The sequence below is a fragment of the Sphingobacterium phlebotomi genome (assembly GCF_008180195.1).
In the GTDB taxonomy this organism is placed as follows: Bacteria; Bacteroidota; Bacteroidia; order Sphingobacteriales; family Sphingobacteriaceae; genus Sphingobacterium; species Sphingobacterium phlebotomi.
This window is the reverse complement of sequence record NZ_VTAV01000010.1, coordinates 75,449-87,689: the sequence shown is the minus strand read 5'-3', so window position 1 is coordinate 87,689 and position 12,241 is coordinate 75,449. Positions and strand designations below refer to the sequence as shown.

The following is a 12,241-nucleotide window of genomic DNA, read 5'->3' as shown; positions in this document are numbered from 1 at the left end:
ACCCTTACTTTGCTTCTTGATAGCGTTTCGCAACGGCATCCCAATCGATAACGTTGAAGATTGCGTCAAGATAAGCAGGGCGCTTATTTTGATATTTCAAATAGTATGCATGTTCCCATACATCGATACCCAAAATAGGTGTGCCCTGTACTTCTGCTACATCCATTAACGGGTTATCTTGATTTGGAGTCGATGTCACAGCAAGTTGTCCATCTGATTTTACTACTAACCAAGCCCAACCGGAGCCAAAACGAGTAGCACCTGCATTTTGCAATTGTGTTTTCAATTCTGAAAATGAGCCAAAAGTTTTGTCAATAGCTTCTGCTAACTCACCTGTAGGTTCACCACCGCCATTCGCACTCAAAACAGTCCAAAAAAGTTTATGGTTAAAATGCCCTCCACCATTATTGCGAACAGCAGCAGGATATTTAGAGATGTTTTTGTTAATTTCTTCTAACGATAGATTTTCAGCATCTGTCCCTGCAATCGCTTTGTTTAAATTGTCTACATAGGCTTGGTGGTGACGGTCATGGTGGATTTCCATGGTTTCTTTGTCAATGTGCGGTTCCAACGCATTGCTTGCGTATGGTAAAGCTTCTAATTCAAATGCCATAATATTTCTGTTTTTTTGATTATTATTAAATAAGAACACGAATATAACAATTTCAACTTGGCTTAGGTTTTAATTAACCTCCAAAATCTTCTTTTCTTTATCTTTTATTACGAAAAAATGATTTTATCAAATCGGTGCATTCCGCAGCCAGCACACCGGATGTCACCATTGTCTTAGGATGATAAAGATTACCATATCGGGAAGCACCCCTTTTTTCGTCCGATGCTCCATAGACGATTTTGGTTATTTGCGTCCAATAAGAAGCTCCCGCACACATCACGCAAGGTTCTACAGTAACATATAACGTGCAATCTTTTAAGTATTTTCCTCCCATATAATTTGAAGCCGCTGTAAATGCCTGCATTTCTGCGTGAGCTGTCACATCATTCAATCGTTCGGTGAGGTTATACCCCTTTCCTATAATCTTACCTTGGCTAACGATTATAGCCCCAATAGGAATTTCTTGCTCTTCAAAAGCTTTTTGCGCCAGCTTTAATGCTTCCCGCATGTAAGCTTCATCCGTTGCTATGGGATCGAAGTCCGTAGGCTCAAAATTATATATTTTCATTTAGCATCCATTTACAGTTTTCCCCATCTACATTAATTTCGTTCCATTTGGCACCTGTCTTTCTATCGAACTCAAGACGATATTTCCATTCTCATCCGGAAATCCCGTGACCAAACATTCCGACATAAAGTTGGCAATCTGTTTTTTTGGAAAATTGACGACCGCCATGATTTGCCGCCCTATCAAATCCTCTTTTTTATAATGTACTGTAATCTGTGCGCTAGATTTCAATACACCCAATTCTCCAAAGTCTATATGCAATTGATAGGCTGGTTTACGTGCCTTCGGAAAATCCTCCACTTCTAATATGGTTCCGGCGCGTAAATCCACTTTTTCAAAATCCCCCCATGTAATCAAGTCTGCCATTCCTACAAACGATTTGATTCCAAATTTGACAATTCTTTTGCCAACGTAAATGTAATATATTCCTTATCGCGTCGAAGTCTTTTCGCTAGACGAGCCACTAAGGCATCCTCTTCCCCAGGTGTATAAAGTAAATCATCATCTGTGAGGTGATTGTATTTTCGACTTAATTTTATCTTCAAAACTTCCCAGTCCGAAGCAGTTATTTTTAGTATGCTCATATATAAATATTGAAATAAATACGTTATTATTGTAGTGTATTAAAATAAACAAATATTTTTCACATGAAAAAATCTATACTTACTTTAATTTGTTTGATTGCTGCTATCGGCATCTCACAAGCACAACTATTCCCAACATTTAAAGTAGGATTAAAAGCCGGCCTTGGCTTTTCTAGTTTAAGTTCGGAAGGTAGATTTCTTAATTCAGATACGAAAACAGGTTTCCAATTGGGTGCCTGGGGCCGTGTGGGAATAGCCGGATTCCATGTACAACCTGAAGCTTATTATGCCAGCAAAAAAGTAGGCATCGAAACCGGAGATCAAAGTGGTGATGCCACCTTCAAAAGCTTTGATGTGCCTATTTTATTAGGAACTAGGGTTGGACTTGGTCCCATAGGCGCCCGTATCCAAGCGGGTCCCGTATTCTCTTTTGGGCAAAACGAAGACATAAGCTTCACGAAGCCGGCAGAATGGACAAACTATAAGAAAAGCTCCACCGGTATCATCGGCGGTATTGGTGCCGACATTAGCAGCTTTACAGTCGATCTTCGCTATGAACATGGGTTGAGCAACCTGAACGCAACCGGTAATCAGAAAATAAGAATGTGGACGATAGGTGTTGGCTTCTCCTTTCTGTAAACTGACAGAAAAAGCGAATAGTATTTTTTATAAAACGAGAGACAGTCGTAACGGGCTGTCTCTCGTTTTATTGCTTAGAAACGTTCTAAATTATTTGTTTTCCCTACAACTTTGTCATATTTGTGTTAGCAAATAAATAGATTTGCGAAAATAATATATAAACATCTAGGATAATGAGTAATTCAAAGCCAGTTTTAAATTCTTCGCTCGGAAGAAAACTAATCATGAGCTTGACGGGGATTTTTTTATGTACGTTCTTGGTCGTTCACTTGATTGGTAACTTGCAACTATTTAAAAACGATGCGGGATACGCTTTCAACCAATATGCGTATTTCATGACCCATTTCACCCCTATTAAAGTAGTATCATACTTACTTTATGCTTCTATCATTTTACATGCTATTTATGCCTTAGTCTTAACGATGAAAAACAAGGCTGCTCGTCCAGTTGGTTACGCACAATTCAATGGTTCCGCAAATAGCAAGTGGAATTCCCGTAACATGGGGATCTTAGGGACAATTATCTTGGTTTTCTTAGCAACACACATGTACAACTTCTGGTGGAAATACCATAATGATCAAGTTCCGTATGTAGAATACCGCACAGATCTGGCAACAGGCGAAACCACGGTACAGGAGATACAAGCCGCGGAATTCAACGATTATCAAGTTACAGTTGAAAACAATGTGGAAATCATAAAAGCACGTGATCTCTACAAGCAAGTTGACTTTGCTTTCCAGAATATTGGCATAGTCATCTTCTATGTCCTAGCCATGGCGGCTTTGTCTTTTCACTTAATTCACGGATTCAAGTCGGCTTTCCAAACGTTAGGTGTTTCTCATAAGAAATACGTACCTATTATCGAGTTTTTAGGTGTTTGGGTGTTTGGTATCATCATTCCTATTGGTTTTGCATTGATGCCATTATATTTTTATTTCGTTAAATAATATTTGTAGGATATATCCATATCTGTTAAATATAAATTATTTAAAATATGTTAGATTCTAAAGTACCTGTAGGCCCTTTAGCCGAGAAATGGTCAAAACATAAATTCAACATGAAGCTGGTTAATCCAGCCAACAAACGTAAATTCACGATCATCGTGGTAGGTACCGGTTTGGCGGGAGCTTCAGCTGCTGCTTCATTAGCGGAACTTGGTTATAACGTCAAAACATTTTGTTATCAAGATTCTCCGCGCCGTGCACACTCTATTGCTGCACAAGGAGGTATAAATGCCGCTAAAAACTATCAAAATGATGGTGACTCTGTTTTTCGTTTATTCTACGACACCATTAAAGGAGGAGACTACCGAGCACGTGAAGCCAATGTATACCGTTTAGCGGAAGTCTCGGTAAATATCATTGACCAATGTGTTGCACAGGGTGTTCCTTTTGCACGCGAATATGGCGGGCTATTGGATAACCGTTCTTTTGGAGGAGCACAAGTATCCCGTACGTTTTATGCACGTGGACAAACAGGACAACAGTTGTTGTTAGGTGCCTATTCTGCATTAAACCGTCAGATCAGAAAGGGAAAAGTAACTTCTTATACACGCCATGAGATGTTGGATTTGGTAAAAATCGACGGGCACGCACGCGGTATCATCACGCGTGACATGGTAACAGGTAAAATAGAAGCCCACGAAGGACATGCGGTATTATTATGTACAGGCGGTTATGGAAACGTCTTCTTCCTTTCCACCAATGCCATGGGTTGTAACGTCACCGCTGCTTGGAGAGCGCACAAACGCGGTGCTTTCTTCGCCAATCCATGTTATACACAGATCCACCCTACTTGTATCCCGGTAACCGGCGATCATCAATCTAAGTTAACATTGATGTCAGAATCGCTTCGTAACGACGGGCGGGTCTGGGTTCCGAAGACACAAGAACTTGCTGAAAAATTACGTCAAGGGCAGTTAAAGCCTGTAGATATAAAAGAAGAGGATCGGGATTACTTCTTGGAAAGAAAATATCCTTCTTTCGGTAACTTGGTACCTCGTGATGTGGCATCTCGTAATGCGAAAGAAATGGTAGATGATAGTCGTGGGGTGGGGAAATCTGGTGTGGCTGTATTCTTGGATTTTGCGGATGCTATCAAACGTCTAGGTAAAGATACGGTGGAAGCTAAATACGGTAACTTGTTCGATATGTATTACCAAATTACAGATGAAAATCCATACGAGCAACCGATGCGTATATACCCTGCGGTGCACTATACAATGGGAGGAGTCTGGGTTGATTACAATTTGATGACTACCGTACCGGGCTTGTATGCGCTGGGCGAATGTAATTTCTCGGATCACGGCGCTAACCGTTTAGGTGCATCTGCACTCATGCAAGGACTATCCGATGGATATTTTGTTATTCCTTATACAGTAGGCGACTATCTGGCAAATTTGGGAAGTTTTGCTCCGGTTGATAAAAACAACCTTGCTTTCGAACAAACACGCAAAGAGGTGGAAGATAAAATCAACGCCTTACTAAGCTTGAAAGGTTCCAAAACCGTAGATGATATTCACAAGAAACTGGGAAATATCATGTGGGAATACTGCGGTATGGCGCGCACGGCGGAAGGCTTGACAAAGGCCAAAGGCCTGATTCAGGAACTGAAAAAAGAATTTTGGTCTGACGTGAAAGTGTTAGGTGACAACGAAGAACTGAACATGTCTTTGGAAAAAGCAGGGCGTGTAGCAGACTTCCTGGAATTAGGTGAGTTGATGGTAGATGATGCATTGAACCGCAGCGAATCCTGTGGAGGACACTTCCGTCTGGAATCACAAACGGAAGAAGGAGAGGCTAAACGCGACGATGAAAACTTCACGTATGTTGCGGCCTGGGAATTCAAAGGAGAAAACCAACCGGAAGTTTTGCACAAGGAAGAGTTAGTTTTCGAAAACGTTAAGTTAACACAAAGAAGTTATAAATAGTAGACGGAGGTAATATTATCATGGCACAACATATGAATTTAACGCTGAAAGTTTGGCGTCAGAAAAATGATAAATCCAAAGGGAAATTCGTTACCATTCAAGCGAAAGATATAGCAGATGACATGTCTTTCTTGGAAATGCTTGATGTGGTAAACGAAGACCTTACACGCAAGGGAGAAGACCCTATATATTTTGATCATGACTGTCGTGAAGGTATTTGCGGGATGTGCTCGTTGGTTATTAACGGCCGCCCACACGGTCCTAAATACGGCATCACCACCTGTCAGTTACACATGCGTTCTTTCCACGACGGACAGACTATCGTAATCGAACCGTGGAGAGCGGCGGCATTCCCTGTATTAAAAGATTTAGCCGTTGACCGTACGTCTTTTGATCGCATCCAACAAGCGGGTGGTTATGTGAATGTTAATACCGGTGGTGTTCCAGATGCGAATGTTATTCCTATCCCAAAACGTATTGCTGATGAAGCATTTGAGTCAGCAACATGTATTGGCTGTGGTGCTTGTGTCGCAGCATGTAAAAATGCTTCCGCCATGCTATTCGTATCGGCAAAGATTTCCCAATTTGCATTATTACCGCAAGGACAAACAGAGCGTTATGAAAGAGCGCAAGCCATGATTGACCAAATGGATGCGGAAGGTTTTGGCAGCTGTACGAATACAGGCGCCTGTGAAGCGGAGTGTCCTAAAGGTATCAAATTATCTAATATAGCTCGGATGAATCGCGAATATTTCACGGCAAAATTCTTCCGTGAAGAAGATGTTCACACCCATTCTTAGGCATATCCTAATAATAGAAAAAACAAGGTGTCCCCGTTATGCGCGCATAACGGGGACTTTTTTTTATATTTACATCCATCGTACGGAGAAGAATGGAGATGCTTACTAAGATTCGGTTTTTGCTTTTGGTTTTAACGCTTTCCCTGATGGGGACAGCGCTCACCATACACTTCACCATCACGGACGAAGACATGCTCGAGTTGGATGAGAAAAAGCTTACCCGAAAAATCCATTGGTACGAAGATAGAATTGATGAGATTTTGAGCGACAGTCTCATCACCAAAACATTTCAGCATGCTGACAAATATCCCGTGCAGCTCGCAAACATCACGACAGAGCTCGCCAAAGAACACATTTATTTTTATATATACAACGACAACCAGATTGTTCACTGGTCTACGTATATCTACGTCCCTTTCAGTGATGTCGGGTTACGCAAAAACACTTCTGTCATTCAAACGGAAAATCGTTCATTTTTAGCAAAGAAAAAAGAGCTCACCAATGGAATTTCGGTGCTCGCTTTAGTTCCTATTAAGCGGAATTTCGAAAATACAAATCAATTTTTGAAAAATAATTTTCTTTCTACTATCGGAGTCAAAAATCTTGAAATCGCAGGGTATGACGATAATAAAAACATACGTAATATTTATAGCAAAGATGGTGGTTATCTATTTTCAATCAAATTAATTGAAGGGAAGAAAGATAATCTGTACATCAACTTACAATTCTTTTGTTGGGTGGCTGCGCTCGTGTGTTTGATTATATTAACCAATAGTATCGCTGTCTATTTTGCTAAAAAAGGGAAAACATGGTTAGGGATTATCTTATTTGCAAGTATATTGATTGCCGTACGATACATAGACCTAAAATCTAACTGGCTGTTCATCCATTCCAATTTAGAACTATTTGACCCTAAACATTACGCCTATAACCAATTTTTGCCAAACATTTGGTCCTTTTTAGTAACCACATGCGCCATGTTTTGGTTTATGTGTTTTATTATGGCCATTCAAAAGTATCTTCAAGTTCCTGCTTTTTTGACAAAAAAAAACTATGCTATTGCCGCTTCCATTATCGGTATTTTCTCGATATATTTCTTCGGTCAGATCATCTACTATTTCCTGGGAACACTTATTACAAATTCCCCCGTCTATGAAAATGACTTTACGAAAATACTAAACCTTGGCTTCTACGGCTGGCTGTGTATCCTGTTATTCTGCATCAATCTGCTCACATTAGTGTTATATATTGATCGGGTCGTGCAAATGGTACGTCAATTATTAAATAATATCACTGCCATACTGAATATCGAATTGATTTGCTTGGTTTTCGCCCTTATTGCTACAGCTCTTGTTGGTTTTAATATTCTCTTCGGTATTCTCTTTGGTATCTTAGTTTTTCTCCGGACATACAAAGCATACCATTTTTCGTCACCCTACCAACTCTCTACTTTTATTTTAACGATATTATTATTTTCCGCCATATCGGTCATCTCCTACAACCATTACAATGAGATAAAAAAAACGAACAGAATGGAACAGGCGATCGCTCATCTCTTGGCAGAGGATGATGTAAATGCGGTTTCGCTTTTTATTGATCTGGAAAAGAATATTATAAATGATTATCGATTGAGTAAGCTCTTTAGTCTGCATGATAGTGTTCCCGATATTCCTTATATCACGGACTATATCAAAACAAGATATATGAGTGGTTATTTGTCAAGATTTGAATTTCAAGCTTTCTTTTACAACAACGAAGGAGTACCTCTAGCGAACTATACGGTGAACAAACCTGCAGAATATCGCGAAAATGTCATCAAGAGTGCCATCAAAATCCCCTTCACGACGAACTTCTACCGCCTACGTAGCGAGCTGGGAACGCATGAATATTTCACTCACCTTTCGATTCCTTACGAGGATAATCCCGACAAGTTTCACCATATTTATATAAATCTTAAAAATCTATCTTACAGCACTTCACTTCCTTATCCGGAGGTATTAGCAGACAACAATGCAACAACCTGGCAATTTAATTCCTTTGAGGACAACTCTTATGCATTATATAAGGGGAATAATCTGGTTACACAATACGGTAACTACAACTATACCGAAAACGATTTAAGCATTCCGAATAAACTAAGGGAATACATACCATTGGAGGAGAATGGTCATTATTACCATCTGGCGTATAAACCCGATCAATATACGACCATTGTTCTGAGTACGCAAAAGGTATCCTTTTGGGAATATCTGGCATTAGCATCTATTATCTTCATCCTTCTACTGATCTCGTTTGGTTTATTTAATTTTGCTAACTATCTTATCAAGACTTTTTTTAGTATATCTTTTCGATGGAATAGGATTCAATACCATTTTCGTATCCTACTCAATAATATCCAGTACAGTACGCGTATTCAAGCATTGGTTAGTGCATCGGTCTTATTAGGAACATTGATATCAGGAGCTATTGCCTTTATAAGTTTAAACAGGCAGCTGGAAGAAACAACAACCAATAACCGATTAAAGGAAATCGCCGAAATCACCAAAAAGATTGAAAACTATATGGCCAGTAGCCAAAGCCGTGAAGGATTTAATGAGAAAATCGTGGAGATGCTCAAAGAAATGGCCCCTTCTACTATGACAAATTTCAACTTATACGATAGGTCCGGGAAGCTACTTTACTCCTCACAGCAACGTATTTTTGACCTCAAACTTATATCAGAATTTATAAATCCTGCAGCGTTGAATAAACTAGCGGTGCTGCGGAAATCTGAAGCGTATGAACGGGAACATATTTCCAATTTTTGGTTCTCTTCTGTATACGCTACCATCAAATATGAAGATTACACCACAGCTGCTTACTTAAATATACCTTACTATACCACGGAGAAAGATGCGGCGAACAATAAGAATTTGTTGCTAAATACTATTTTAAATATCTATACATTCATTATTATTCTATTTGGCTTTATTGCTGTAACACTGTCTCGGAAAATAACCAAACCTTTGGATATTGTGCGGATGAAGTTGGCAGAGACGCAATTATCCAACAAGATCAATGAGCCACTGTATTGGGATAGAAATGACGAAATCGGGATGCTCATTAAGGAATATAATCACATGCTGATTAAACTGGAAGAGAGTGCCAAACAATTGCGAGACGTAGAACGGGAAACGGCGTGGCGCGAAATGGCAAAACAGGTAGCACATGAGATTAAAAACCCACTCACGCCGATGAAACTAGGTATCCAGCAGCTGATCCGTTCTTATCAAGAAAATGATAATCGTTTTGAAGAGCGTTTTCAACGTATATCTACGTCTATTATCGAACAGATTGACATTCTATCCAAAATCGCAACGGAGTTTTCCGCTTTTGCGAAATTGCCGGAAACAAGCCTTGTGAAAATCGATCTTATTGAAAAAATCCGAAAGGCTATCAACCTCTTTAGCAATACAAGCAATACCTCCATCATTTTACTTAATGAAACACCGGATAAATCGGTATTTGTGCTCGGCGACCGTGACCAATTCTTGCGGACGTTTAACAATCTATTTAAAAATGCTATTGAAGCGAGTTTAGGCAGAAAAAAAATCAAAATTAATATCATTTTGCGTTATACCGATTCAGATTCGGTAGAAATTCTGATTCAAGACAATGGTTTTGGTATTCCGCAAGAGGTTATTCCCAAAATATTTAAGCCTAATTTCACCACGAAAAGTTCTGGAACGGGATTGGGGTTAGCTTTTGTAAAACAGACGGTAACAGGAATCGGAGGAAAAATTGAATTTATGACTCAAACGAATATCGGAACAACGTTTGTTTTAACGTTACCTATTTATAAGAAGTGATTCTCTTTATACTCGTTACGCTCACCCCTCTTACGCCATCTTTATTTCAGCACTGCACTAGCACGACCCATGATGGCATTGTCGTTATAAAGCAATACCGTATAAGCTCCCTTTTTAAATTTATCTTGTGACCAAAGAAATTGATATTCCTCACCATTGTTAGTGAAGTTAATTGTTTCCTTGAATGTATATTGTAATTTCTCCCCATGCACATAAAACATGTTACTAGCGTCACCGAATAAATTACCCGAAGGGTCGATAACACGTACGAACACTTCTTTATTGCCTTTTGGTGTCAGGGAATTATCCGCTACAGAAAAAAGAACCTGCAATTGATCGACTCTACGGGATCGAGATTCTGTCTCGATTTTCCCTCTTTTCGATACAGAAATACCATTCACTTGGATATTGGAAACTTTTAAAGCAGAGGCAACACTGACTTTATCTTTTAACTCCGTATTCTCTTCTGAAAGAGCGGTCACTCGTTTATCTGTTGTAGATACTTGTCTGGTCAGCGTTTGGTTTTCTTTCTGAAGAATCTCATTTCTAGCTTTTAATTCGTTAAGTGCAAGGCGCAGTTCAGATACATCTCCCTTTAATCGGGAAACCTCTCTAGTTGCTAATAGCATATCTTCTTCTGAAATGGTTTGATTTTCAAGTTTAGTCCGCAATTCACTGATGGCACTTCTTGCGCGCAATTCGGAAGCTTGCATCACTGAATCTACTCCCGCGATTTTTAACGCAACAAGATTATCCAATTCCGCCTCGATACGATCTATCTCAATCTGTAAATCCTGTTTTTGAATAGCCATCGTATAAAGTTTCTCTCCCGATGACTTGAATTTTACATAAAAATAAACGTTAGTTCCAAGTAGTGCTGTAATCGCTATAATGAAAAAATAAATCTTAGAATTACTTCTTTTAGACGGCTCTTCCGGATATCTTTTGGCTGTGTCAAGCACATCCGCTTTATCCATATCTTGTTGTTTGTACATCCTCTTTTTCACATAAAATGCCGTAAAATCATTGTTATCTATCCATTAGCGTAACAAAAACTATTCCAATTAAAGTTCCAACATAACATGCACCTATTCAAAATAATTCAGAATCGTGAACCCTCCTTTTTTCAAGTATTCTTCTTTACGCATCAATTGCAAATCACTCTCTACCATCTCTTTCACCAACATGGGCAAGGTATATTGGGGGGTCCAGCCAAGTTTATTTTTTGCTTTGGATGGATCGCCAACTAGCAAATCTACCTCGGTAGGGCGAAAATACTGCGAATCAACTTTCACAACAGTTTGCCCCAATTTTATGTGTTCTACGGGAATATTCAACCGGTTCAATATTTCTTCGTCACAGTCAATGATTACACCTTTTTCCATAACATCTTTACCACTAAATTCCACCTCTATTCCGACTTCTGCAAATGCCATACGCACGAAATCCCTAACCGTAGTCGTTACACCTGTTGCAATCACATAATCTTCTGGTTGCGCCTGCTGCAAAATCAACCACATCGCTTCCACATAGTCTTTAGCATGCCCCCAATCTCGCTGTGCCGACAGATTACCCAAAAATAACTTATCCTGCAAGCCCAGCGCTATCTTAGCAACTGCCCGCGTTATTTTGCGTGTGACAAACGTTTCTCCGCGCACCGGACTTTCGTGGTTAAACAAAATACCGTTGCAGGCAAACATATTGTATGCTTCTCGGTAGTTTACGGTAATCCAATAACCATATAACTTTGCAACCGCATAAGGGCTACGTGGATAAAATGGAGTTTTTTCGCTCTGCGGAACTTCTTGTACTAAACCATACAGCTCCGATGTAGATGCTTGGTATATCCTTGTTTTTTTTGTCAATCCTAATAAACGAACCGCATCCAAAATCCGGAGGGCGCCGATACCGTCTGCATTAGCGGTATATTCCGGCGTATCGAAACTCACTTTAACATGTGATTGCGCAGCTAAATTATATATTTCATCCGGCTGAATTTCTTGAATAATACGGATCAAATTACTAGAATCCGTTAAATCACCATAATGCAGAATAAAATTACGTTTGCTCGCGTGCGGATCTTGATAAAGATGATCAATACGGTCGGTATTGAATAGAGAAGAACGTCTCTTCAAGCCATGTACAACGTAGCCTTTTTTTAATAGAAATTCAGCTAAGTAAGCTCCGTCTTGGCCTGTAATACCGGTAATTAAGGCTATTTTGGTTTTATTTGTATCCATATTTTAGTTAGAAGTAACGA

Annotated in this window: 11 protein-coding genes; 5 read left to right on the top strand and 6 right to left on the bottom strand. The window is 39.5% G+C overall.

Going from position 1 to position 12,241, the window contains the following annotated elements; all coding sequences use genetic code 11:
* Positions 1 to 4: 4 nt before the first annotated feature.
* The 4 genes from FXV77_RS14180 to FXV77_RS14165 all read right to left on the bottom strand — a co-directional run bounded on the left by FXV77_RS14180 (position 5) and on the right by FXV77_RS14165 (position 1,765).
* The gene (locus FXV77_RS14180) at positions 5 to 613 is read right to left on the bottom strand and encodes a superoxide dismutase (protein WP_148919885.1); all 609 of its coding nucleotides are present in this window, start codon (positions 611 to 613) and stop codon (positions 5 to 7) included.
* 97 nt (positions 614 to 710) lie between these two features.
* Entirely contained in the window at positions 711 to 1,181 is a 471-nt protein-coding gene (locus tag FXV77_RS14175) for a nucleoside deaminase (protein WP_148919884.1), read from the bottom strand.
* A gap of 27 nt (positions 1,182 to 1,208) precedes the next feature.
* A complete protein-coding gene (locus tag FXV77_RS14170; protein ID WP_148919883.1) occupies positions 1,209 to 1,547 on the bottom strand; it encodes a tRNA-binding protein in 339 nt (112 codons plus the stop codon).
* A gap of 2 nt (positions 1,548 to 1,549) precedes the next feature.
* On the bottom strand, positions 1,550 to 1,765 hold the full coding sequence (locus FXV77_RS14165; protein WP_148919882.1) for a CsbD family protein: 216 nt from the start codon (positions 1,763 to 1,765) through the stop codon (positions 1,550 to 1,552).
* 63 nt (positions 1,766 to 1,828) lie between these two features.
* Between FXV77_RS14165 and FXV77_RS14160 the strand changes: the two genes are divergently transcribed.
* The 5 genes from FXV77_RS14160 to FXV77_RS14140 all read left to right on the top strand — a co-directional run bounded on the left by FXV77_RS14160 (position 1,829) and on the right by FXV77_RS14140 (position 9,981).
* Positions 1,829 to 2,404: an outer membrane beta-barrel protein gene (locus FXV77_RS14160; RefSeq protein ID WP_148919881.1), complete on the top strand. Its 576-nt coding sequence runs from the start codon at positions 1,829 to 1,831 to the stop codon at positions 2,402 to 2,404.
* Between the two features lie 173 nt (positions 2,405 to 2,577).
* Positions 2,578 to 3,351 carry a succinate dehydrogenase cytochrome b subunit gene (locus FXV77_RS14155; protein WP_148919880.1) on the top strand — a complete coding sequence of 258 codons (774 nt, stop codon included), beginning with the start codon at positions 2,578 to 2,580 and terminating at the stop codon, positions 3,349 to 3,351.
* A 47-nt stretch (positions 3,352 to 3,398) separates the two neighbouring features.
* Complete coding sequence (locus FXV77_RS14150; RefSeq protein WP_148919879.1) at positions 3,399 to 5,333, top strand: fumarate reductase/succinate dehydrogenase flavoprotein subunit; 1,935 nt, start codon at positions 3,399 to 3,401, stop codon at positions 5,331 to 5,333.
* A gap of 20 nt (positions 5,334 to 5,353) precedes the next feature.
* Positions 5,354 to 6,133, top strand: coding sequence for a succinate dehydrogenase/fumarate reductase iron-sulfur subunit (locus FXV77_RS14145; protein WP_187444136.1), 780 nt, complete (start codon positions 5,354 to 5,356; stop codon positions 6,131 to 6,133).
* A 146-nt stretch (positions 6,134 to 6,279) separates the two neighbouring features.
* The gene (locus tag FXV77_RS14140; protein WP_187444135.1) at positions 6,280 to 9,981 is read left to right on the top strand and encodes an ATP-binding protein; all 3,702 of its coding nucleotides are present in this window, start codon (positions 6,280 to 6,282) and stop codon (positions 9,979 to 9,981) included.
* A gap of 41 nt (positions 9,982 to 10,022) precedes the next feature.
* Here the strand turns inward: FXV77_RS14140 and FXV77_RS14135 are convergent, their stop codons facing one another.
* Together FXV77_RS14135 and gmd are read right to left on the bottom strand one after the other, a co-directional pair.
* The gene (locus FXV77_RS14135) at positions 10,023 to 10,976 is read right to left on the bottom strand and encodes an ATG16 family protein (RefSeq protein ID WP_246162474.1); all 954 of its coding nucleotides are present in this window, start codon (positions 10,974 to 10,976) and stop codon (positions 10,023 to 10,025) included.
* A gap of 93 nt (positions 10,977 to 11,069) precedes the next feature.
* Positions 11,070 to 12,221 (bottom strand): GDP-mannose 4,6-dehydratase, encoded by a 1,152-nt coding sequence (gmd, locus tag FXV77_RS14130; RefSeq protein WP_148919876.1) that lies wholly within the window; start codon positions 12,219 to 12,221, stop codon positions 11,070 to 11,072.
* Between the last annotated feature and the right edge of the window lie 20 nt (positions 12,222 to 12,241).

Excerpts from the sequence above, each read along its gene's own strand:
- FXV77_RS14180 (WP_148919885.1), bottom strand. The coding sequence starts at position 613 with ATGGCATTTGAATTAGAAGCTTTACCATACGCAAGCAATGCGTTGGAA.
- FXV77_RS14175 (WP_148919884.1), bottom strand. The coding sequence starts at position 1,181 with ATGAAAATATATAATTTTGAGCCTACGGACTTCGATCCCATAGCAACG.
- FXV77_RS14170 (WP_148919883.1), bottom strand. The coding sequence starts at position 1,547 with ATGGCAGACTTGATTACATGGGGGGATTTTGAAAAAGTGGATTTACGC.
- FXV77_RS14165 (WP_148919882.1), bottom strand. The coding sequence starts at position 1,765 with ATGAGCATACTAAAAATAACTGCTTCGGACTGGGAAGTTTTGAAGATA.
- FXV77_RS14160 (WP_148919881.1), top strand. The coding sequence starts at position 1,829 with ATGAAAAAATCTATACTTACTTTAATTTGTTTGATTGCTGCTATCGGC.
- FXV77_RS14155 (WP_148919880.1), top strand. The coding sequence starts at position 2,578 with ATGAGTAATTCAAAGCCAGTTTTAAATTCTTCGCTCGGAAGAAAACTA.
- FXV77_RS14150 (WP_148919879.1), top strand. The coding sequence starts at position 3,399 with ATGTTAGATTCTAAAGTACCTGTAGGCCCTTTAGCCGAGAAATGGTCA.
- FXV77_RS14145 (WP_187444136.1), top strand. The coding sequence starts at position 5,354 with ATGGCACAACATATGAATTTAACGCTGAAAGTTTGGCGTCAGAAAAAT.
- FXV77_RS14140 (WP_187444135.1), top strand. The coding sequence starts at position 6,280 with ATGGGGACAGCGCTCACCATACACTTCACCATCACGGACGAAGACATG.
- FXV77_RS14135 (WP_246162474.1), bottom strand. The coding sequence starts at position 10,976 with ATGTACAAACAACAAGATATGGATAAAGCGGATGTGCTTGACACAGCC.
- gmd (WP_148919876.1), bottom strand. The coding sequence starts at position 12,221 with ATGGATACAAATAAAACCAAAATAGCCTTAATTACCGGTATTACAGGC.